Origin of the sequence: Cellulomonas sp. A375-1 (assembly GCF_001040865.1) — a bacterium.
Taxonomy (GTDB): domain Bacteria; phylum Actinomycetota; class Actinomycetes; order Actinomycetales; family Cellulomonadaceae; genus Cellulomonas; species Cellulomonas gelida.
The window spans coordinates 26,664-47,686 of record NZ_LFKW01000061.1 but is presented as its reverse complement, the minus strand read 5'-3'; the positions used below and the strand labels follow the sequence as shown (position 1 = coordinate 47,686).

The 21,023-nt window shown below is 70.5% G+C and carries 30 protein-coding genes; 2 read left to right on the top strand and 28 right to left on the bottom strand.

What is annotated here, in order from left to right:
• Positions 1-5: 5 nt before the first annotated feature.
• Together CWIS_RS07040 and CWIS_RS07035 are read left to right on the top strand one after the other, a co-directional pair.
• Positions 6-4,544, top strand: coding sequence for an S-layer family protein (locus CWIS_RS07040; protein ID WP_048342550.1), 4,539 nt, complete (start codon positions 6-8; stop codon positions 4,542-4,544).
• 78 nt (positions 4,545-4,622) lie between these two features.
• A complete protein-coding gene (locus CWIS_RS07035) occupies positions 4,623-5,021 on the top strand; it encodes a VOC family protein (protein WP_048342549.1) in 399 nt (132 codons plus the stop codon).
• A gap of 134 nt (positions 5,022-5,155) precedes the next feature.
• Here the strand turns inward: CWIS_RS07035 and rplQ are convergent, their stop codons facing one another.
• The 28 genes from rplQ to rplD all read right to left on the bottom strand — a co-directional run bounded on the left by rplQ (position 5,156) and on the right by rplD (position 21,019).
• Positions 5,156-5,692 (bottom strand): 50S ribosomal protein L17, encoded by a 537-nt coding sequence (gene rplQ / locus CWIS_RS07030; RefSeq protein WP_048342548.1) that lies wholly within the window; start codon positions 5,690-5,692, stop codon positions 5,156-5,158.
• A gap of 59 nt (positions 5,693-5,751) precedes the next feature.
• The gene (locus CWIS_RS07025; RefSeq protein WP_048342547.1) at positions 5,752-6,762 is read right to left on the bottom strand and encodes a DNA-directed RNA polymerase subunit alpha; all 1,011 of its coding nucleotides are present in this window, start codon (positions 6,760-6,762) and stop codon (positions 5,752-5,754) included.
• 152 nt (positions 6,763-6,914) lie between these two features.
• A complete protein-coding gene (gene rpsK / locus CWIS_RS07020) occupies positions 6,915-7,316 on the bottom strand; it encodes a 30S ribosomal protein S11 (protein ID WP_019136350.1) in 402 nt (133 codons plus the stop codon).
• A 45-nt stretch (positions 7,317-7,361) separates the two neighbouring features.
• Positions 7,362-7,742 (bottom strand): 30S ribosomal protein S13, encoded by a 381-nt coding sequence (gene rpsM, locus CWIS_RS07015; RefSeq protein ID WP_048342546.1) that lies wholly within the window; start codon positions 7,740-7,742, stop codon positions 7,362-7,364.
• A 217-nt stretch (positions 7,743-7,959) separates the two neighbouring features.
• Positions 7,960-8,073: a 50S ribosomal protein L36 gene (gene rpmJ / locus CWIS_RS07010; protein ID WP_013117849.1), complete on the bottom strand. Its 114-nt coding sequence runs from the start codon at positions 8,071-8,073 to the stop codon at positions 7,960-7,962.
• A gap of 57 nt (positions 8,074-8,130) precedes the next feature.
• Positions 8,131-8,352: a translation initiation factor IF-1 gene (infA, locus tag CWIS_RS07005; RefSeq protein WP_013770189.1), complete on the bottom strand. Its 222-nt coding sequence runs from the start codon at positions 8,350-8,352 to the stop codon at positions 8,131-8,133.
• Between the two features lie 240 nt (positions 8,353-8,592).
• Complete coding sequence (gene map / locus CWIS_RS07000) at positions 8,593-9,435, bottom strand: type I methionyl aminopeptidase (protein ID WP_048342563.1); 843 nt, start codon at positions 9,433-9,435, stop codon at positions 8,593-8,595.
• 26 nt (positions 9,436-9,461) lie between these two features.
• Positions 9,462-10,040: an adenylate kinase gene (locus CWIS_RS06995; RefSeq protein ID WP_048342545.1), complete on the bottom strand. Its 579-nt coding sequence runs from the start codon at positions 10,038-10,040 to the stop codon at positions 9,462-9,464.
• Positions 10,037-11,335, bottom strand: coding sequence for a preprotein translocase subunit SecY (gene secY / locus CWIS_RS06990; RefSeq protein ID WP_048342544.1), 1,299 nt, complete (start codon positions 11,333-11,335; stop codon positions 10,037-10,039). Before secY ends, CWIS_RS06995 begins: the two co-directional genes overlap by 4 nt.
• A 684-nt stretch (positions 11,336-12,019) precedes the next feature.
• Positions 12,020-12,739 carry a 50S ribosomal protein L15 gene (gene rplO, locus CWIS_RS17995; RefSeq protein ID WP_082156278.1) on the bottom strand — a complete coding sequence of 240 codons (720 nt, stop codon included), beginning with the start codon at positions 12,737-12,739 and terminating at the stop codon, positions 12,020-12,022.
• A gap of 2 nt (positions 12,740-12,741) precedes the next feature.
• Positions 12,742-12,924, bottom strand: a complete 183-nt coding sequence (rpmD, locus tag CWIS_RS06975) for a 50S ribosomal protein L30 (RefSeq protein ID WP_048342543.1) — start codon at positions 12,922-12,924, stop codon at positions 12,742-12,744.
• Positions 12,924-13,571, bottom strand: coding sequence for a 30S ribosomal protein S5 (gene rpsE / locus CWIS_RS06970; protein ID WP_048342542.1), 648 nt, complete (start codon positions 13,569-13,571; stop codon positions 12,924-12,926). The genes rpmD and rpsE overlap by 1 nt, the downstream gene beginning before the upstream one ends.
• A 31-nt stretch (positions 13,572-13,602) precedes the next feature.
• The gene (gene rplR / locus CWIS_RS06965; protein ID WP_048342541.1) at positions 13,603-13,974 is read right to left on the bottom strand and encodes a 50S ribosomal protein L18; all 372 of its coding nucleotides are present in this window, start codon (positions 13,972-13,974) and stop codon (positions 13,603-13,605) included.
• A 3-nt stretch (positions 13,975-13,977) separates the two neighbouring features.
• Positions 13,978-14,514, bottom strand: coding sequence for a 50S ribosomal protein L6 (gene rplF, locus CWIS_RS06960; RefSeq protein ID WP_048342540.1), 537 nt, complete (start codon positions 14,512-14,514; stop codon positions 13,978-13,980).
• A gap of 26 nt (positions 14,515-14,540) precedes the next feature.
• On the bottom strand, positions 14,541-14,939 hold the full coding sequence (gene rpsH / locus CWIS_RS06955) for a 30S ribosomal protein S8 (protein WP_048342539.1): 399 nt from the start codon (positions 14,937-14,939) through the stop codon (positions 14,541-14,543).
• Between the two features lie 83 nt (positions 14,940-15,022).
• Complete coding sequence (locus CWIS_RS06950; protein WP_048342538.1) at positions 15,023-15,208, bottom strand: type Z 30S ribosomal protein S14; 186 nt, start codon at positions 15,206-15,208, stop codon at positions 15,023-15,025.
• A 3-nt stretch (positions 15,209-15,211) separates the two neighbouring features.
• Positions 15,212-15,784 carry a 50S ribosomal protein L5 gene (gene rplE, locus CWIS_RS06945; protein WP_048342537.1) on the bottom strand — a complete coding sequence of 191 codons (573 nt, stop codon included), beginning with the start codon at positions 15,782-15,784 and terminating at the stop codon, positions 15,212-15,214.
• A 1-nt stretch (position 15,785) separates the two neighbouring features.
• On the bottom strand, positions 15,786-16,127 hold the full coding sequence (gene rplX, locus CWIS_RS06940; RefSeq protein WP_048342536.1) for a 50S ribosomal protein L24: 342 nt from the start codon (positions 16,125-16,127) through the stop codon (positions 15,786-15,788).
• Between the two features lie 2 nt (positions 16,128-16,129).
• Positions 16,130-16,498, bottom strand: a complete 369-nt coding sequence (rplN, locus tag CWIS_RS06935; protein WP_048342535.1) for a 50S ribosomal protein L14 — start codon at positions 16,496-16,498, stop codon at positions 16,130-16,132.
• A 180-nt stretch (positions 16,499-16,678) separates the two neighbouring features.
• The gene (gene rpsQ, locus CWIS_RS06930) at positions 16,679-16,963 is read right to left on the bottom strand and encodes a 30S ribosomal protein S17 (RefSeq protein ID WP_048342534.1); all 285 of its coding nucleotides are present in this window, start codon (positions 16,961-16,963) and stop codon (positions 16,679-16,681) included.
• A gap of 7 nt (positions 16,964-16,970) precedes the next feature.
• A complete protein-coding gene (gene rpmC / locus CWIS_RS06925; RefSeq protein ID WP_048342533.1) occupies positions 16,971-17,210 on the bottom strand; it encodes a 50S ribosomal protein L29 in 240 nt (79 codons plus the stop codon).
• A complete protein-coding gene (gene rplP, locus CWIS_RS06920; protein ID WP_048342532.1) occupies positions 17,210-17,626 on the bottom strand; it encodes a 50S ribosomal protein L16 in 417 nt (138 codons plus the stop codon). The genes rpmC and rplP overlap by 1 nt, the downstream gene beginning before the upstream one ends.
• 3 nt (positions 17,627-17,629) lie before the next feature.
• A complete protein-coding gene (rpsC, locus tag CWIS_RS06915) occupies positions 17,630-18,463 on the bottom strand; it encodes a 30S ribosomal protein S3 (RefSeq protein ID WP_048342531.1) in 834 nt (277 codons plus the stop codon).
• A 2-nt stretch (positions 18,464-18,465) separates the two neighbouring features.
• On the bottom strand, positions 18,466-18,831 hold the full coding sequence (gene rplV, locus CWIS_RS06910; protein ID WP_048342530.1) for a 50S ribosomal protein L22: 366 nt from the start codon (positions 18,829-18,831) through the stop codon (positions 18,466-18,468).
• A 50-nt stretch (positions 18,832-18,881) separates the two neighbouring features.
• Positions 18,882-19,163 (bottom strand): 30S ribosomal protein S19, encoded by a 282-nt coding sequence (gene rpsS / locus CWIS_RS06905; RefSeq protein WP_048342529.1) that lies wholly within the window; start codon positions 19,161-19,163, stop codon positions 18,882-18,884.
• A 15-nt stretch (positions 19,164-19,178) separates the two neighbouring features.
• On the bottom strand, positions 19,179-20,015 hold the full coding sequence (gene rplB, locus CWIS_RS06900; protein ID WP_013882859.1) for a 50S ribosomal protein L2: 837 nt from the start codon (positions 20,013-20,015) through the stop codon (positions 19,179-19,181).
• A gap of 18 nt (positions 20,016-20,033) precedes the next feature.
• On the bottom strand, positions 20,034-20,336 hold the full coding sequence (gene rplW / locus CWIS_RS06895; protein WP_048342528.1) for a 50S ribosomal protein L23: 303 nt from the start codon (positions 20,334-20,336) through the stop codon (positions 20,034-20,036).
• On the bottom strand, positions 20,333-21,019 hold the full coding sequence (gene rplD, locus CWIS_RS06890; protein WP_048342560.1) for a 50S ribosomal protein L4: 687 nt from the start codon (positions 21,017-21,019) through the stop codon (positions 20,333-20,335). The genes rplW and rplD overlap by 4 nt, the downstream gene beginning before the upstream one ends.
• Positions 21,020-21,023: the final 4 nt, after the last annotated feature.

The window sequence follows — 21,023 nt, the reverse complement described above, 5'->3', positions numbered from 1 at the left end:
AACCCATGCGCATCCCTGCCCCCCTTCGCCGTGCCACCGCGGCGTTCGCCACCGCCACGCTCGCCCTCGTGACGCTCGTCGCGGGACTCGCCGCACCCGCCACCGCGGAGGACGTCGGCTTCAGCGTCGACGACTTCGCCGGCAACGCGATGGGCACGCGGACCCTGGTCGCAGGGAACAACACGTGCAGCCCGTCGGGGAACAACTCCCTGACCATGGGCACCGGGACGATGAAGGTCGACGCGCGCGTCCCGGACGCGCTCGGCTGCAACTACGCGAACGCACAGGTCACCTGGACCGCGGACTCGGTGGTGAACCTCGAGCAGGCAGGTGCCGACCGCCTGCAGCTCAAGTACCGCGACGTGACGCCGAACCAGCCGTCGGCGGTGACGTTCGGCGTCAGCGCCGAGGACGTCAACGGCAAGGTCGCGAGCGTCGGCGGGCTCACGCGCAACGGCGGCGCGGCGGGCGACTGGCTCACCATCCGCTACACGCCCGCCTACGTGGGCGACGTCGCGGTCTTCACGTTCCCGTCGGGCTTCGACCGCAGCCGGGTCAAGAAGGTCACCCTGTTCGTCTCGGCGACGACGACCAACCAGAACGTCTCGGTGACATTCGAGGGCATCGGGGCGAACGTCGGCGAGCCCACGTACGTGGCACCCGCGTTCGCCAGCACGAGCCCGCTCGTCTTCCCCCCGTCGACCACCACGACGCGGACCGTGGCCGTCACCGGCAACCCCGCGCCCGACGTCACGATGACCTCCGGGAAGCCGTCCTGGATGAACGTCTCGACCAGCAAGTCGGGTACGACGACGACCGTCACGCTCACCGGCAACCCCGGGACCTCCTACGCGGACACCTCGGTCACGCTGCACGCCGACGTGGCCAACGCGCTGACGGCGGACGCGACCATCCCCGTCGTCGTCCCGTCGCCCGTCTCGGTGACCTACTCGGCCCTGGACGCGACCGTCGGCGTCGCCGGTCCCACGACCCTCGGGACCGTGACCTCGACCCCCGGGTCGACGATCCTCGGCCCGACCACCGGGCTGCCCGCCGGCACGGGCCTGGCGTTGGTCGGCTCGGACGTCCAGCTGACCGGCACGCCCACCGCCACGGGCACGTTCGCAGTCACGACGACCGTGGGGAACGAGTACCGCACGGCCTCGTTCAGCAGGTCGGTCGTGGTGGGCCAGCAGCCGACCGTGGTCACGGCCGCGAACGAGCGGCACGACGTCATCCTGGGCGAGCCGGTCTCGATCCCGATCACAACGACCGGATACCCGGCACCGCAGGTCGACGTCACCGGACTGCCCGCCGGGCTGAGCTACTCCGACGGCGCCATCACCGGCACGCCCACCCTGCAGGGCGCGAGCACCGTGACGGTCACCGCGACCAACGCGTGGGGCACGGGGACGGGGACCCTGGACCTGGTCGTCGGCCCGCGGCCCACGGTGACCGCCCCCACGACGACCCTCGTGACGGCGGGTTCGGCGACGTCGCTGCCCGTGCCGCTGACGGGCGACCCCTACGAGGTGACGGCCACCGGCCTGCCCGCGGGCCTGTCGGCGGTCCTGACCGGCTCGACCGCAGCGATCACCGGGACGCCGGCACGCCCGACGAGCGCCGCCCAGGCCACCGGCACCGCGACGATCACGGCGGACAACGGCTTCGCGACCGCCACCACCACCTGGGCATGGACCGTGCAGGCCGCCCCGCAGGTGACCGGGCCGGCGGCGGTGTCGACGACTCTGGGCTCCGCACTCACCGGCGCGACGTTGGTCGCGACCGGCTACCCGAGCCCGACGCTCACCACCACCGTCCTCGGCGGAGGATCGCTGCCGCCGGGCCTCTCGCTCGACACGAGCACGCCCGGCCAGGTGAAGGTCGTCGGGACCCCCACCGCCACCACCGCGAGCGGCGCCGTGGTCGTCCGGGTGACCGCGGACAACGGTGTCGGCGGGGCCGTCGCGCGGGACCTCACGATCGACGTGCTGCAGGGCCCGTCCTTCGCCGACGCGTCGCCCGAGCTCACGCTGCGGGCCGGGACGACCGACTCCCTGGCGCTGGCATGGAGCGGGCACGAGCGTCCGACGCTCGCGCTCGGCTCGGCGCTCCCCGGCTGGCTGACGTTCACCGCCGCGACGGGCACGTTCACCGCGGCCCCGGGTGCGGCCGTCTCGGGCTCGTTCGGCCCGTTCGCCGTCACGGCGACGAACGCGGCGGGCACGGCGACCGCGAACGTGACCGTCGTCGTGACCGCCCCGGCGGCCCTCACCGCGAGCGTCACCGACGTCCCCGTCCGGCGCGGCACCGCGGTGGGCACGGTCGACGTCGGGCTCGTCACCGGCTACCCCGCCCCGACCGTGAGCGCGACGGGCCTGCCGAGCGGGCTCGGCGTGGTCGTCTCGGGCGGTCGTGTGCTGCTGTCCGGCACGACGAACGCCACCGGTGGGCGCCACGACGTCACCGTGACCGCGACCAACGGGGTGGGGACGGCAGCGACCCTGTCGTTCACCGTCGTCGTCCAGGTGCCCGCCACGCTCAGCGCACCGCCCACCGTCACGCTCCCGGTGGACACCGCTGCCGTGCTGCCGATCGCCCTCGGCGGCTATCCGGCGCCCACGCTCTCGACGACCGCGCTGCCCGCAGGGCTCACGCTGTCCGGCGGGATCGTCTCGGGCACCCCGACGTCTCCGGGCACCTACACCGTGACGCTGTCGGCCTCCAACGGCGTCGACACGGACCCGACGCCGGTGCCGGTGACCATCGAGGTCACATCGGTCCCGACCTTCGCGTCCCCGCCGTCCGCCACGACCCTGCGGCTCGGGACCGCGGTCGACCGTGCGGCCTTCACGCTCGCCGGGCACCCGACGCCCGTGGCGGACGCGGACGGGCTTCCCGCCGGCCTCGCGATCGAGCAGACGGGCGCCACCGTGCGGCTCGTCGGCACCCCGACCCAGGCCGGCGCGTTCGACGTCGAGGTCACGCTGACGAGCGCCACCGGCACGACGGACGCCGGCTGGACCGTCGTCGTGCAGGAGCCCGCGGGCGTCTCGGCGGCGGCGTCCGCCACGCTCGTGCTCGGTGCGCCGATGACGCTGATCCCGCTCACCGTCACGGGCTACCCCGCCCCCGCGCTCACGGTCACGGGTCTGCCCGCGGGGGTCACGCTCGTCGAGGACGGCGACGGCGCTCGCCTCGCAGGGACGCCGACGCGAGACGGTCGGTTCACGGCCGTCGTCACGGCGGGCAACGGGGTCGGCGACGAGTCGAGCACCAGCATCGTGCTCGACGTCGAGTCGGCACCCTCGGCGGGCGACGACGTCGCCGCGAGGTTCCCGGCAGGCACGGCCTCGACGCTCACGCTCGAGCCGACCGGCCACCCCGCGCCGACGCTCACCACGTCGCCGCTGCCGGCGTGGCTGACGTTCGACGCCGCATCCGCGTCGTTCTCGGGCACGCCGTCGGAGGCGGACCAGGGCGAGCACGAGGTCGTCGTCACGGCGACGAACGTGCGCGGCACCGCGACGGCCACGGTGACCCTCACGGTCCCCGCTCCCCCGACGACGACGCTGAGCGGCGGGACCACCGTCGTGCGCACCGCCACCGCGGTCGACGTCGCCCTCACCCCGGTGCTCGGGCACCCCGAGCCCACCGCGACCGCGACCGGCCTGCCCGCCGGCCTGTCCGTCTCCGTGAGCGGCGGCGAGCTGCGACTGACCGGCACCACGTCCGCGCTCGGCACGCACGACGTGCAGGTCACGCTCGACAACGCGGTGGGTACCGCGCTCACCGTGCCGTGGACGGTCGTCGTCCAGGCGCCGCCGTCGATCACGGCACCCGGCCAGGTCGACGTCGTCGTGGGAGAGCCGCTCACCGCCACGGTCGCCTCGCTCGGGTACCCGGCCCCGACCGTCACGGCCAGCGGCCTGCCGGCGGGCGTCACGTTCGTGCCGACCTCGTCGGGTGGCCGTCTCACGGGCACGCCCACGACCGCGGGGACCTCCACGGTGACGTTCCGGGCCACGAACGGTGTCGGCGACGACGCCACGGCGACCACGACGCTCGTCGTGGCCCCGGCGCCGGTCCCCGAGGTCGAGGTCTCCACGCCGCGCATCGCCCCCGGCGGCGCTCTTGAGGTCCGGGTGTCCGGGCTCGAGCCCCACGAGCAGGCACGCATCGAGCTGCACTCGACGCCGGTGCTGCTCGCCGAGGTGCGTGCGGATGCCGACGGCGCGCTCGTCGTCGACGTGACGGTGCCTGCCTCGACCCCCGCGGGCACCCACCACGTCGTCGTCATGACGGCCTCGGGCGAGCGCGCCCGGGTCGCCGTCGAGGTCCGAGCAGCGGTGCCGACACCGGACCCCTCGGCCTCGCCGGACCCCTCGGCGACGCCGCGGCCGACGCCCACCTCGGGCGGCCGGGACGACCAGGACGACGAGCTCGCGACGACCGGTGCCACCGCCGGACCGCTGGTGGCGCTCGCGCTGCTGAGCCTCGCGCTCGGTGCGACGGCGCTGACGGCCCGTCGCCGCCGCAGCTGAGCACCGGTACGACCAGGTGAGCCCGGCCGGCGACTCCGTGACGGAGCGCGCCGGCCGGGCCGGGCCTAGCGTGACGGGATGGACCGTCCCTCGCTGCACGCCACCTCGGTCACGATCGGCACGGACGACCCCGCGCTGCTCGCCGACTTCTACGCACGCCTTCTGGGCGGCCGCGTGACGGCCCAGGACCCACCGCACGGCGACGACGCGGGCTGGGCCCAGGTCGCCACGGGCGACCCCGGCAGACCGGGACTCACGCTCAACTTCGAGCACGAGCGCCAGTTCCGCCGCCCCACGTGGCCCGCGAGCCCCGATGGCCAGAACGCCACCCAGCACCTGGACGTCCTGGTCGAGGATCTCGCGGCTGCGACCGCCTGGGCGATCCGCTGCGGGGCGGTCCTGGCCGCCGCACAGCCCCAGCAGGACGTCCGTGTCCTGCTGGACCCGTCGGGGCACCCCTTCTGCCTGTTCACCTGACCGGCGAACCCCCCCTTGATCCGAGCCGACCTGAACCGCGCCCACCTGGCCGGTCGCTCGCGGGGCCCGGACGCGGGACGACGAAGGCCCGGACACCGCGGGGTGTCCGGGCCTTCGTGCGGCGACGGCGAGCGTCAGGCCTTGTCGTCGGCCTTCGCCTCGTCGGCGGGCGCGTCCTCGACGGGAGCGTCGGCGACGACGTCCTCGACCGGCGCGTCCTCGACCTTGGCGGCCTTCGGCTTGTCGGCCTTCGGCTTGGCGGCCTTCTCGGCGGCCTTCGTGGCCTCCTTGACGACGGCCTGCTTCGGCGAGAGCGGCTCGCGCACGATCTCGATCACGGCGAGGGGCGCGTTGTCGCCCTTGCGCGGACCGATCTTCGTGATGCGCGTGTAGCCACCGTTGCGCTCGGCCAGGGCCGGGGCGATCTCGGTGAAGAGCACGTGCACGACGCTCTTGTCCTTGACGACGGTCAGGACGCGACGGCGGGCGTGCAGGTCGCCGCGCTTGGCGAACGTGATGAGGCGCTCGGCGAGCGGACGCAGGCGCTTGGCCTTCGCCTCGGTCGTCGTGATGCGGCCGTGCTCGAACAGCTGGGTCGCGAGGTTCGCGAGGATCAGCCGCTCGTGCGCGGGACCGCCACCGAGCCTGGGACCCTTGGTGGGCGTGGGCATGGTCAGTTCTCCTTGAAGTTCTTCGTCAGTACCGGGTCAGTACTGGACCGGTGCTGATGTCAGTACTGCTCGTCCTCGACGAAGTCGCCCTCGTCGTCGCCGTAGTACGCCGACGCGGACGGGTCGAAGTCGAGCGGGCTGTCCTTGAGGGTCAGGCCGAGCTCGGCGAGCTTCTCCTTGACCTCCGTGATCGACTTGGCGCCGAAGTTGCGGATGTCCAGGAGGTCGGCCTCCGACCGGGCGACGAGCTCGCCGACCGTGTGGATGCCCTCGCGCTTGAGGCAGTTGTACGAGCGGATCGTCAGCTGCAGGTCCTCGATCGGCAGCGCCAGGTCCGCGGCCAGGGCCGCGTCCGTCGGCGACGGGCCGATCTCGATGCCCTCCGCCTCGACGTTGAGCTCGCGAGCCAGACCGAACAGCTCGACGAGCGTCTTGCCGGCCGACGCGAGCGCGTCGCGCGGGCTGATCGCCGCCTTCGTCTCGACGTCCACGATGAGCTTGTCGAAGTCGGTGCGCTGCTCGACACGCGTCGCCTCGACCTTGTAGGTCACCTTGAGCACGGGCGAGTAGATCGAGTCGACCGGGATGCGGCCGATCTCGGTGTCGTACGACTTGTTCTGCGCGGCCGACACGTAGCCACGGCCACGCTCGACGGTGAGCTCGATCTCGAGCTTGCCCTTGTCGTTCAGCGTGGCCAGGTGGAGCTCGGGGTTGTGCACCTCGACCCCCGCCGGCGGGACGATGTCCGCCGCGGTGACGTCGCCGGGGCCCTGCTTGCGCAGGTACATCACGACGGGCTCGTCGTTCTCCGAGGAGACGACGAGGTTCTTGATGTTGAGGATGATCTCGGTGACGTCCTCCTTGACACCCGGCACGGTCGAGAACTCGTGCAGGACGCCGTCGATGCGGATCGACGTGACGGCGGCACCGGGGATGGAGGACAGCAGCGTCCGGCGGAGCGAGTTGCCGAGCGTGTAGCCGAAGCCGGGCTCGAGCGGCTCGATGGAGAACCGCGAACGGACCTCCGAGATGACCTCTTCGGTCAGGGTGGGGCGCTGTGCGATCAGCACGGTGTGTTTCCTCTCAGCGGACGTCCGCCATATGACGCCACGCAGGTGTTGCGTTCCCGGTCATGCCTCGGTCCGCATGCCAGGGGATGAGTCTGTGAGCCGCGTGCACCCGTACCGGGCCGGGCAGGGGCTCGGCCCGGTACGGGTGTCGATCAGACGCGGCGGCGCTTCGGCGGACGGCAGCCGTTGTGCGCCTGCGGCGTCACGTCCTGGATCGAACCGACCTCGAGACCAGCGGCCTGCAGCGAACGGATCGCCGTCTCACGACCCGAGCCCGGGCCCTTGACGAAGACGTCGACCTTGCGCATGCCGTGCTCCTGCGCACGACGCGCGGCGGCCTCGGCGGCGAGCTGCGCCGCGAACGGCGTCGACTTGCGCGAGCCCTTGAAGCCGACCTGGCCGGACGACGCCGACGAGATCACGGCGCCCGAGGGGTCGGTGATCGAGATGATCGTGTTGTTGAACGTGCTCTTGATGTGCGCCTGGCCGTGGGAGACGTTCTTCTTCTCCTTGCGGCGCGGCTTGCGCACGGCGGTACGGGACTTGGGAGGCATCTGCTCTTCTTCTCTCTACGGATCGGGCTGCCGGCAGCGGGGGCGTTACTTGCGCCCGGCCTTCTTCTTGCCGGCGACGGTGCGCTTCGGGCCCTTGCGGGTACGCGCGTTGGTCTTCGTGCGCTGACCGCGCACCGGAAGGCCGCGGCGGTGACGCAGGCCCTCGTAGCAGCCGATCTCGACCTTGCGGCGGATGTCCGCGGCGACCTCACGTCGCAGGTCACCCTCGAGCTTGTAGTTGCCCTCGAGGTAGTCGCGCAGGGCGACGAGCTCGTTGTCGCCGAGGTCCTTGACCCGCAGGTCGCCGGAGATGCCGGTGGCCGCGAGGGTGGCCTTGGCGCGCGTGCGGCCGACCCCGTAGATGTAGGTGAGCGCGATCTCCAGCCGCTTCTCGCGGGGGAGGTCCACTCCGATGAGACGTGCCATGTGCCTGGTGGCTCCTGTAACTGCTCGGAGGTCTTCCGCACCGTCTTCCCACGTGCCTGCGGGCCCCGGCCTCCGAGCCGAGGGTTCGCCGGCGCCCGTCCCGTGGGTCAGACCTCGGGTGCGGCCGCCGGAGCGACGATGCGCTTGCCGGACCTGACGGTCCGTCGTGCGTGCCCCGAGCGCTCGGGGCGTGGTGCGGCGAGATGCCGCCGGGGCATCAGCCCTGGCGCTGCTTGTGACGCAGGTTCTCGCAGATCACCTGAACGCGACCGTGCCGGCGGATCACCTTGCACTTGTCGCAGATCTTCTTGACGCTGGGCTTGACCTTCATCGCGTGATTCCTCCGCCGCCGCGCGCCCTCACGGGGCCGACGGCGTTCTCGTGGTGATTACTTGTAGCGGTAGACGATGCGACCGCGGGACAGGTCGTACGGGCTCAGCTCGACGACCACCCGGTCCTCAGGGAGGATCCGGATGTAGTGCTGTCGCATCTTGCCCGAGATGTGCGCGAGCACCTTGTGGCCGTTGGTGAGCTCCACGCGGAACATCGCATTCGGGAGCGCCTCGACGACGCTGCCCTCGATCTCGATGACGCCGTCCTTCTTCGCCATATCCTCCGCTAACTGTCGGTCGTGTCGAGCACCACGACATCCACGCGGACAGGCAAGGAGCCGGGCCGTCGTCGAGATCGTGGAAGGGAGCGGGTGCTGCTCCAAGCCGCTCGGCCGGTTTCCCGGTCACGCGCAACCTACGGAGCGCACACACCCAACGGGACACTTTACGCCATGGCACCCGTTCGACGAAACCGCTCCACCCTCTCGCGCACGTGACATCCGACTCCCTGGCGAGGCTCAGGCGAGCGGTGTGGGCACCACGCCGTGGGGGGCGAGTCCCGCCGCGCCACCGTCGCGGGCCGTGAGCACCCAGATCCCGGTCTCCAGGATCGCGACGGTGTGCTCCCAGTGGGACGCACGCGACCCGTCCTCGGTCACGACGGTCCAGTCGTCGGCCAGGACACGGGTCGCCTGGTCGCCGCGCACGATCATCGGCTCGACGGCCACGCACAGGCCGGGGCGCACCTTGGCGCCGCGGTCACGGGTGCGGTAGTTCAGCACGTCCGGCGGCTGGTGCATCGCGGAGCCGATGCCGTGCCCCACGTAGTCCTCGACCACGCCGAACCGCACGCCGCCGTTGCGGCCCGCGGTGTGCGCGTCGTCGACGACGTCCTCGACCGCATCGCCCACGACCCCGAGGCGGTCGGCCCCTGCCAGCGCAGCGATGCCGGCCCACAGGGCCGCCTCGCCGGTCGCGACGAGCTCGACGTCGCCCGGGTCGCCCTCACCGAGGACGAAGGACACTGCGCTGTCGCCGTGCCAGCCGTCGACGATCGCGCCGCAGTCGATCGAGACCACATCACCCGCGACGAGCACCCGCTCCCCCGGGATCCCGTGCACGACCTCGTCGTTCACCGAGACGCACACGGTGGCCGGGTACCCGTGGTACCCGAGGAAGGACGGCTTCGCGCCGCTCGCGGTGATGACCCGAGCCGCCGCGGCGTCGACGTCCGCGGTCGTCGCCCCCGGCACCGCGGCCGCACGGGCGGCGTCCAGCGCGTCGGCGACCACCAGCCCGGCCCGGCGCATCGTGCGCACCTGGTCCGGGGTCTTGTACTCGATCTTCTCGCGGCCGAACACGGCGCCCACTCGTCCCGACCGACCGCTCAGCGGACGGCGGAGCCGATCGCCGACAGCAGACGCTCGGTGACCTCGTCGACCTCGCCGATGCCGTCGACCTGCGCAAGCAGCTCGCGCTGGGCGTAGACGTCCGAGATCGGCGCGGTCTGCTCGGCGTAGACGTCGAGCCGGTGACGGATCACGTCGGCCGTGTCGTCCTCGCGGCCCTCGATCTCGGCACGCTTCAGCAGCCGCTCGACGACGACCTCCGGGTCCGCCGTGATCTCGACCGCGAGGTCGAGCGTCACGCCGGCGTCAGCCAGGATCGTGTCGAGCTCGGCCACCTGCGCCACGTTGCGGGGGTACCCGTCGAGCAGGAAGCCCTCGGCGGTGTCCGCCTGCGCGAGGCGGTCGCGCACCATGGCGTTCGTGACCTCATCGGGCACCAGCGCGCCGCGCGAGGAGTACTCCTGCGCCTTGCGGCCGAGCTCGGTGCCGCCCTTGATGTTCGCGCGGAAGATGTCGCCGGTCGAGATCGCCGGGACGCCCAGACGCTCGGCCAGGCGGGCCGCCTGCGTGCCCTTGCCCGCTCCGGGGGGGCCCAGCAGGACCAGACGCGTGCTCATCGGAGGAACCCTTCGTAGTGACGCTGCTGCAGCTGCGACTCGATCTGCTTGACGGTCTCCAGACCGACGCCCACCACGATGAGGATCGACGACCCGCCGAACGGGATGTTCTGGCCGATGTCGAGCAGGGCGAACGCCAGCGTCGGGATGAGCGCGACGATCGCGAGGTACAGCGAGCCGGGAGCCGTGATCCGCGAGATCACATAGCTCAGGTAGTCGGCGGTCGGACGGCCCGCGCGGATGCCCGGGATGAAGCCGCCGTACTTCTTCATGTTGTCCGCGACCTCGTCCGGGTTGAACGTGATCGCCGTGTAGAAGTAGCAGAAGAAGATGATCAGGAAGACGTAGAGCGCGAGGTGCAGCGGGGCGTCCGCGACCGCGAGGTTGCGCGAGACCCACAGCACCCACGGCGAGGTCTGGTCGCCGAACTGCGCAATGATCCCCGGGATCGCCAGGAGCGACGACGCGAAGATGATCGGGATGACGCCCGCCATGTTGATCTTGATCGGGATGTAGGTGCTCGAGCCGCCGTACATGCGGCGACCGACCATGCGCTTGGCGTACTGCACCGGGATGCGCCGCTGGCTCTGCTCGACGAAGACGACGAGCGCGATGACCAGGATGATGATCGCGAACACGATGAGGAACTTCGTCGCGCCGTTGTTGCCACCGGCGATCGACCACAGCGCCGGCGGGAAGCTGGCCGCGATCGACGTGAAGATGAGCAGCGACATGCCGTTGCCGACACCGCGCTCGGTGATGAGCTCGCCGAGCCACATGATCAGGCCCGTACCGGCGGTCATCGTGATGACCATGATGACGAGCGTGATCCACGAGCTGTCCGGGATGACGTCGACGGTGCAGCCGCCGAAGAGCTGGCCGCTGCGCGCGATCGTGATGACCGTCGTCGACTGCAGGACCGCCAGGGCGATCGTCAGGTAGCGCGTGTACTGCGTGAGCTTCGCGGTACCCGACTGACCTTCCTTGTGCAGCTCCTCGAACTTGGGGATCACCACGCGCAGCAGCTGCACGATGATGCTCGCCGTGATGTACGGCATGATCCCGAGCGCGAACACCGACAGCTGCAGCAGCGCGCCGCCGCTGAAGAGGTTCACGAGGCCGAGCAGGTCGTTGCCCGTGCCCATCTCGTCGATGCACTGCTGCACGTTGGGGTAGGACACCCCTGGTGTGGGCAGGAAGGATCCGATGCGGAACACCACCATGATGCCGATGGTGAAGAGCAGCTTCCGCCGCAGGTCGGGCGTCCGGAACGCCCGCACGAATGCGCCTAGCACCTGTCCTCCTGGGTAGCCGCCCGTGCGGCACGTCGTCAGCCATGACCTGGCCAAGGCCGCAGCAAGACTACCTGCAACCCGACCCGGCTCTGTCAACGCGGGTGAGCGTCCCTGCTACCCGCGCGCTCACCGACGCCGACGAGCGGCGAGCAGGAGCAGTATGCCCCCTGCCGCGGCGGTCACCGTCACCGTGCCCATCTGCAGGACGCCGACGAGCTGCGCCCGCCGTCTCGAGCGGGCGCACCGCAGCCGGTGCTCCACCGCTCGTCACGGCTCGAGCGGCGCACTGCGCACGCGGCCAAGGCCGCGGCGTCCGACCGTCCCCGCAGGTCAGCGGCGATTCATCGCGTCCGGCGAGATGCGCGCGCGGGGCAGGACCGGTCGCGCAGCGAGCTCGCGTCGCAGCCGGACGCCGTCGACTCGCGCGCCGCCGCCCTCTCCGCCGACGACGCGACCCCGCCGCCCGCGCGCGGGCGCGAACCGTTTCGGGGCGTCACGGAGCCGTCAGCGGCCGCACACGCGACGTCCGCGCCGGGCCGACCCCGCCCACGACGCCGCGATGCGACGGGCCCACGGAGGGCCGCGACGGCCGTCTCGCGCCGCGCACGACGAAGCGGGTGGCCCCGGCCTCAGCCGGAACCACCCGCTTCAGGTGTCGTGCGCGTCCTGACGGACGTGGGGACGTCAGCCCTCGGTGATCGAGCCACCCGCGGCGACGACCTTCTCCTTGGCCGACGCGGAGTACGCGTCCACGGCCACGGAGACCTTGACGGTGAGGTCACCGTCGCCGAGCAGCTTGACGCGCTGGCCCTTGCGGACCGCGCCCTTGGCGACCAGGTCGGCGACCGTCACGTCGCCACCGTCGGGGTACAGCGCCGAGAGCTTGTCCAGGTTGACGACCTGGTACTCGACACGGAACGGGTTCTTGAAGCCACGGAGCTTGGGCAGCCGCATGTGCAGCGGCATCTGCCCACCCTCGAAGCGGTCCGGAACCTGGTAGCGAGCCTTGGTGCCCTTGGTACCGCGGCCCGCGGTCTTGCCCTTCGACGCCTCACCACGACCGACACGGGTCTTCGCGGTCTTGGCGCCGGGGGCCGGACGCAGGTGGTGGACCTTGAGCGTGCCACCGGCACCCGGCTGAGCCGCAGCCTCCGCCGCCTTCTTGGCGGCAGCGGTCTGCGTCTTGGCGGGAGCCTTCTTGGCGGCAGCGGCCTTGGCCGGAGCAGCCTTGGCCGGAGCGGCCTCGGTCGCCTCGTCCTTGGCAGCGGCCTTCGCGGGCGCCTTCTTGGCCGGAGCCTTCTCGGCAGCCGCGGTCGTCGCCTTCTTGGCCGGAGGCTTCTTGGCGGCGGCCTTGGGCGCAGCCTCGGCCTCAGCGGCCACCTTGTCGTTCTTCTCGTCAGCCATGGTCACTCGACCTCCTCGACCGCCACGAGGTGCTGCACGGTCTTCACCATGCCGCGGATCTCGGGACGATCCTCCTTGACGACGACGTCGCCGATGCGCTTGAGACCAAGCGTGCGGAGCGTGTCGCGCTGGTTCTGCTTGCCACCGATGCCGGAGCGCTTCTGCGTCACCTTGAGGCGGGCCATCACGCACCCACCTTCTCGGCGGCCTTCGCAGCCTGGCCGGCGGCCTGCGCCCGCAGGAGCGGGGCCGGCACGACGTGCTCGAGCGGCAGGCCACGGCGTGCGGCCACGGCCTCAGGCTGCTCGAGACCACGCAGGGCCGCGACCGTCGCGTGGACGATGTTGATCGCGTTCGACGAACCGAGCGACTTGCTCAGGACGTCGTGGATGCCGGCGCACTCGAGCACCGCACGCACCGGGCCACCGGCGATCACACCGGTACCGGGCGCGGCGGGGCGCAGGTGGACGATGCCGGCAGCGGCCTCGGCCGTGATGGGGTGCGGGATCGTGCCCTGGATGCGGGGGACGCGGAAGAAGTTCTTCTTCGCCTCCTCGACACCCTTGGCGATCGCCGCGGGCACCTCCTTGGCCTTGCCGTAGCCGACGCCCACGGTGCCGTCACCATCGCCCACCACGACGAGCGCGGTGAAGCTGAACCGACGGCCACCCTTGACGACCTTGGCCACGCGGTTGATGGTCACGACGCGCTCGAGGAACGCGCTCTTCTCTGCGGCGTCGCCACGGCGACCGCCGCCATCACGGCGACCGCCGTCGCGGCGCTCGCCGCCGGTGCCCTGAGCACCGGTGTTGCTGCGTGCAGGAGCAGCCATCAGTGAGTCCTCTTCTTCCGGATCGTCGTGGTCACAGTGCCAGACCGCCCTCGCGGGCGCCGTCGGCCACCGCGGCCACGCGGCCGTGGTACTTGTTGCCGCCGCGGTCGAACACGACCGCCTCGATGCCCTTGGCCTTGGCGCGCTCGGCGACGAGCTCGCCGACCTTCTTCGCCTTCGCCGACTTGTCGCCCTCGGCGCCGCGCAGGTCGGCCTCGAGCGTGGACGCGTACGCGACGGTCTGACCGATCGCGTCGTCCACGACCTGGGCCGTGATGTGGCGCGCCGAGCGCGTCACGACGAGGCGCGGACGAGCCGCCGTGCCGACGACCTTCTTGCGCAGGCGCAGGTGACGACGCTTGCGCGAGATCGCCTTGCCCTTGCCCTTGATGCTGATCGCCATGGCTTACTTCCCAGCCTTTCCGACCTTGCGGCGCACGTTCTCGCCCGCGTAACGCACACCCTTGCCCTTGTACGGCTCCGGCTTGCGGATCTTGCGGATGTTCGCGGCGACCTCGCCGACCTGCTGCTTGTCGATGCCCTGCACCGAGAAGCGCGTCGGGGCCTCGACCACGAAGGAGATGCCCTCCGGCGGCGAGACGACGACCGGGTGGCTGAAGCCGAGGGCGAACTCGAGGTCCGAACCCTTGGCCGTGACGCGGTAACCCGTGCCCACGATCTCGAGCTTCTTGATGTAGCCCTCCGTCACACCGGTGACCAGGTTGGCCAGAAGCGTGCGGGTGAGGCCGTGCAGCGAGCGCGAGTAGCGCTCGTCGTCAGGACGGGACACGACGAGCGTGCCGTCCTCCTGCTTGACCTCGATGGGCGAGGCGACCGTGTGCGTGAGGGTGCCCTTCGGGCCCTTCACGGTGACGACGGCGCCGTCGATGTTGACGTCCACCCCAGCCGGGACCGGGACGGGAATCCTGCCGATACGAGACATGGCTTGGCTCCTTTCCTGGTCTCAGATCACCAGACGTAGGCGAGGACTTCCCCACCCACGCCCTTCTTGGCGGCCTGCTTGTCGGTGAGCAGGCCGGAGGACGTGGACAGGATCGCCACGCCGAGGCCGCCGAGCACCTTGGGCAGGTTGGTCGACTTGGCGTACACGCGCAGGCCCGGCTTGGACACGCGCTTGACGCCGGCGAGCGCACGCTCGCGGTTCGGGCCGTACTTGAGCTCGACGACGAGGTTCTGGCCCACAGGGGCCTCCTCGACCTTCCAGCCCTGGATGTAACCCTCGGCCTGGAGGATCTCCGCGATGTGCGACTTGAGCTTCGAGAACGGGATCGACACGGTGTCGTGGTGCGCCGAGTTCGCGTTCCGCAGACGAGTCAGGAAGTCTGCGATCGGGTCGGTCATGGTCATGGGGGCTTCAGCCCTTTCTCGCCGGGGTATCCCGGGCCGCGCGAAGCGGCCCGGGACCTACCGACGATCGAGTCGTGAGGGGATTACCAGCTGCTCTTGGTGACGCCGGGGAGCTCGCCACGGTGGGCCATCTCCCGCACGCAGATCCGGCACAGGCCGAACTTGCGGTACACCGAGTGCGGACGGCCGCAGCGCTGGCAGCGCGTGTAGCCACGCACCGCGAACTTGGGCTTGGCGTTCGCCTTGTTGATCAGAGCGGTCTTCGCCATGGGTCAGTCCTCCTTGAACGGGAAGCCGAGGAGCTTGAGCAAGGCGCGGCCCTCGTCGTCGGTGTCCGCCGTGGTCACGACCGTGATGTCCATACCGCGGACACGGTCGATCTTGTCCTGGTCGATCTCGTGGAACACGGACTGCTCCACGAGGCCGAACGTGTAGTTGCCGTGGCCGTCGAACTGCTTGGGCGACAGGCCGCGGAAGTCGCGGATGCGAGGCAGCGCGGTCGACAGCAGGCGGTCGAGGAACTCCCACGCACGGTCGCCGCGCAGCGTGACGTGCGCACCGATCGGCATGCCCTCACGCAGCTTGAACTGCGCGATGGACTTGCGAGCCTTCGTGACCTGCGGCTTCTGGCCCGTGATCTGGGTCAGGTCGCGGATCGCACCGTCGATGAGCTTCGAGTCCTTGGCGGCCTCTCCGACACCCATGTTCACGACGACCTTCACGAGGCGCGCGACCTGGTTGATGTTCTCGTGCGAGAACTGCTCGAAGAGAGCCGACTTGATCTCGTCGTTGTACTTGGACTTCAGGCGGGGCGTCGCCGGAGCCTGGATCGTCGTCTCAGTCATCTCAGACGTCCTTCCCGGAGCGCTTGGCAACGCGGACGCGGACCGTCCGGGTGCGGCCGTCGCGCTCGACCTGCTCGGAGCGGTAGCCGACCCGGGTGCCCTTCTTGGTCTCCGGGTCCACGAGCATCACGTTGCTGATGTGGATGGGCGCCTCGACGGTCTCGATGCCACCCGTGCGGGTGCCACGCGACGTCTGGCCGGCCTTCACGTGCTTCTGCACGCGCTGGATGCCCTCGACGACGACGCGCTGCGTCTCCGTGAGGACCTCGAGGACACGGCCCTGCTTGCCCTTGTCACGGCCCGAGATGACGACCACGAGGTCGCCCTTCTTGATCTTCGCCATGGTCAGAGCACCTCCGGAGCCAGCGAGATGATCTTCATGAACTTCTTGTCACGCAGCTCGCGCCCGACCGGGCCGAAGATGCGCGTGCCGCGAGGCTCACCGTCGTTCTTGAGGATCACGGCCGCGTTCTCGTCGAACTTGATGTACGAGCCGTCCGGGCGCCGGCGCTCCTTGCGGGTGCGCACGATGACCGCCTTGACGACATCGCCCTTCTTGACGTTGCCGCCGGGAATGGCGTCCTTGACGGTGGCGACGATGACGTCGCCGATCCCGGCGTAGCGGCGGCCGGAACCGCCGAGCACACGGATGCAGAGAATCTCCTTCGCACCCGTGTTGTCGGCGACGCGAAGCCGCGTCTCCTGCTGGATCATCTACCTACTCCTGTCGTCTGGCGGGTTCTCGGTCCCGAGCGGGCCGAGCCTGGCCGAACGGATAGTTGCCGTGATGCACACGTCGCGGCGGGGACGACCCGGTGGGACTTCCCCGCCGCCCGTGGGCAACTGGATGGTTGCTCGAGAGCAGCCGTTTCACGCAGCCGAAGCCGCGAGATCTTACTTGGCCTTCTCCAGGATCTCCACCAGGCGCCAGCGCTTGGACGCGCTGAGCGGGCGGGTCTCCATGATGAGGACCAGGTCGCCGATGCCGGCCGTGTTCTGCTCGTCGTGCGCCTTCACCTTGGAGGTGCGGCGCAGGACCTTGCCGTAGAGCGGGTGCTTGACCCGGTCCTCGACCTCGACCACGACGGTCTTGTCCATCTTGTCGCTCACGACGTAGCCACGGCGCGTCTTGCGGTACGCGCGGTGCTCCGCCGTGGCGGTGGTGTGCTTCTCGTTCATGTCAGCCTCACTCGCTCGCGCTCGGCGCGGTCCGGATACCGAGCTCGCGCTCGCGCAGGATCGTGTAGATCCGGGCGATGTCGCGGCGCACGGCCTTGAGCCGCCCGTGGCTCTCGAGCTGGCCGGTCGCGGACTGGAAGCGGAGGTTGAACAGCTCCTCCTTGGCCTTCTTCAGCTCGGCGACCAGCTTCTCGTCGTCGAAGGCGTCCAGCTCGGTAGGAGCCAGGTCCTTGGTTCCGATAGCCATCAGTTACCACCCTCGCGAACCACGAAACGGGTCTTCATCGGGAGCTTGTGCTGCGCGCGGCGCATGGCCTCGCGCGCCAGGGGCTCCGGGACGCCGGCGAGCTCGAACAGAACTCGGCCCGGCTTGACGTTGGCGATCCACCACTCGGGCGAACCCTTACCGGAACCCATGCGGGTCTCAGCAGGCTTCTTCGTGAGCGGCCGGTCCGGGTAGATGTTGATCCAGACCTTGCCGCCACGCTTGATGTGGCGGGTCATGGCGATACGAGCAGCCTCGATCTGCCGGTTCGTGACGTAGGCGGGCTCAAGAGCCTGGATGCCGTACTCGCCGAACGAGATCGTGGTACCACCGGTCGCGGCGCCGGAGCGCCCCGGGTGGTGCTGCTTGCGGTGCTTCAGCCTGCGCGGGATCAGCACGGCTCAGGCCTCCGTTCCGGTCTCAGGGGTCGCCTCGGGGTTCGACTCGACCGGAGCCTCGGCGGCAGGAGCCTGCGCCTCGCGCTCACGACGACCGCCGCCACGCGGGCCACGGTCACCACGGTCGCTGCGCTCGCCGCGCGGACCGCCACGGGACGGCCGCGGGGCCTGGCTGGCCTGCTCGCGGGCGTACTCCTTCTCGGTCATGTCGCCCTTGTAGACCCACACCTTGACGCCGATGCGGCCGAAGGTGGTGCGAGCCTCGAAGAACCCGTAGTCGATGTTCGCGCGGAGCGTGTGCAGCGGCACACGACCCTCGCGGTAGAACTCCGTACGGCTCATCTCCGCGCCGCCGAGACGGCCGGAGACCTGCACGCGGATGCCCTTGGCGCCGGCCCGCTGCGCGGACTGGATGCCCTTGCGCATCGCGCGACGGAAGGACACACGGCTCGCGAGCTGCTCGGCGATGCCCTGGGCGACCAGCTGAGCCTCGAGCTCGGCGTTCTTGACCTCGAGGATGTTGAGCTGGACCTGCTTGCCCGTGAGCTTCTCGAGCTCGCCGCGGATGCGGTCGGCCTCCGCGCCACGACGCCCGATGACGATGCCCGGGCGGGCGGTGTGGATGTCGACGCGGACGCGGTCACGCGTGCGCTCGATCTCGACCTTCGCGATGCCGGCGCGCTCGAGACCCGTGCTCATGAGCTTACGGATCTGCACGTCCTCGCGAACGTAGTCGCGGTAGCGCTGACCCGGCTTCGTCGAGTCCGCGAACCAACGCGACCTGTGGTCGGTGGTGATGCCCAGGCGGTACCCGAGCGGGTTGACCTTCTGCCCCACTGTCAGGACCGTCCCTTCGTCTCGCGCTCCGCGACGACCACGGTGATGTGGCTCGTGCGCTTGAGGATCTGGCTGGCGCGACCCTGAGCGCGCGGCCGGAACCGCTTCAGGGTCGGGCCCTCGTCGACGAAGACCTCCGAGATGTAGAGGTTGGCCTCGTCGAGGCGCTCACTGTTGCGCTTGGCGCCCTCGACCGCGTTGGCGATCGCCGACTGCACCGTCTTGAGGACGGGCTCCGCGGCCGCCTGCGGCGCGAACTTCAGCACCGCCACGGCCTCCCCGGCCTGCTTGCCACGGATGAGGTCGACGACGCGTCGGGCCTTCTGGGGCGTGACGCGGACGAACCGCGCCTTCGCCTTGGCTTCCATCGTGTCTACTCCTGTCTCTGCCGTCAGAGCGTCACCAGCTGACCCGGGGGTCAGCGGCGACGGCCCTTCCGGTCGTCCTTCTCGTGGCCGCGGAACGTCCGCGTCGGGGCGAACTCGCCGAGCTTGTGCCCGACCATCGACTCCGTCACGAACACCGGGGTGTGCTTACGACCGTCGTGGACGGCGAACGTGTGGCCCAGGAAGTCCGGCGTGATGACCGAACGACGCGACCACGTCTTGATGACGTTCTTCGTTCCGGCCTCGTTCTGGACGTCGACCTTCTTCTGCAGGTGGCCGTCGACGAACGGGCCCTTCTTGAGGCTGCGAGGCATTCTCTCGGGCTCCTATCAGCGCTTCTTGCCGGTGCGCCGACGGCGCACGATGAGCTTGTCGCTCGGCTTGTTCGGACGGCGGGTACGGCCCTCGGCCTGACCCCACGGGCTCACCGGGTGGCGGCCACCGGAGGTCTTGCCCTCACCACCACCGTGCGGGTGGTCGATCGGGTTCATCGCGACACCACGGACGGTCGGGCGCTTGCCCTTCCAGCGCATGCGGCCGGCCTTGCCCCAGTTGATGTTCGACTGCTCGGCGTTGCCGACCTCGCCGATCGTCGCGCGGCAGCGCAGGTCGACGTTGCGGATCTCGCCGGACGGCATGCGCAGCTGCGCGTACGGGCCGTCCTTCGCGACGAGCTGCACCGACGTCCCGGCCGAGCGGGCGATCTTCGCTCCGCCGCCGGGCCGCAGCTCGATGGCGTGGATGACCGTACCGGTCGGGATGTTGCGCAGCGGCAGGTTGTTGCCGGGCTTGATGTCGGCGCCCGCACCGGCCTCGACGACGTCACCCTGCGACAGCTTGTTCGGCGCGATGATGTAGCGCTTCTCGCCGTCCGCGTAGTGCAGCAGCGCGATGCGCGCGGTGCGGTTGGGGTCGTACTCGATGTGCGCGACCTTGGCCGGCACGCCGTCCTTGTCGTGACGACGGAAGTCGATCACGCGGTAGGCGCGCTTGTGACCGCCACCGTGGTGGCGCGTGGTCACGCGACCGGTGTTGTTGCGGCCACCCGACTTGGTCAGCGGGCGGACCAGCGACTTCTCCGGCGTGGAGCGCGTGATCTCGACGAAGTCGGCCACGCTCGAGCCACGGCGGCCCGGCGTCGTCGGCTTGTACTTACGGATTCCCATGAGTCCTCAGTCCTTCGCTCAGCCGACCGGACCGCCGAAGATGTCGATCGTTCCCTCGCGGAGGGTGACGATCGCACGCTTCGTGTCCTTGCGGCGGCCGATGCCGAAACGGGTCCGACGGGCCTTGCCCTGACGGTTGGCGGTGTTGACCGAGTCGACCTTCACGCCGAACACCTGCTCGACGGCGATCTTGATCTCGGTCTTGTTCGCCCGCGGGTCGACGAGGAAGGTGTACTTGCCCTCGTCGAGCAGGCCGTAGCTCTTCTCGGAGACGACCGGCGCGATCAGGATGTCGCGGGGGTCCTTGCCGACGTTGGTCACTTGGACTCCTCCTCGGCCTCGGTCGAGGTCGCCGTCGCCTTCGCGCCCTTGACGGGGCCCGCGAGGAACGCGTCGAGCGCACCCTGCGTGAAGACGACGTCGTCCGAGACGAGGACGTCGTAGGTGTTGAGCTGGTCGGCGACGAGCAGGTGGACGCGCTCGACGTTGCGCAGCGACTTCCACGTGATCTCGTCGGAACGCTCGACGACGACGAGCACGTGACGACGCACCGTGAGGTTGTCGAGCACCGCGAGAGCGGCCTTGGTCGACGGGGCCTCACCCGGGGCGAACCCGGAGACGACGTGCACGCGGCCGGCGCGAGCGCGGTCCGAGAGAGCACCGCGGAGCGCCGCGGCCTTCATCTTCTTCGGGGTCCGCTGCGAGTAGTCACGCGGCGTGGGGCCGTGGACGACGCCACCACCGGCGAACTGCGGCGCACGGGTCGAGCCCTGACGGGCGCGGCCGGTGCCCTTCTGCTTGTACGGCTTCCTACCGCCACCACGGACCTCACCACGCGACTTCGTGTCGTGCGTGCCCTGTCGGGCCGCGGCGAGCTGCGCGACGACGACCTGGTGGATCAGCGGGACGTTCGTCTGGGCGTCGAAGACCTCACCGGGCAGGTCGGCCGTGCCGGCCTTCTTGCCCTGCGGGTCGACGACGTCGACGGTCAGCGTGTCGCTCATCGAG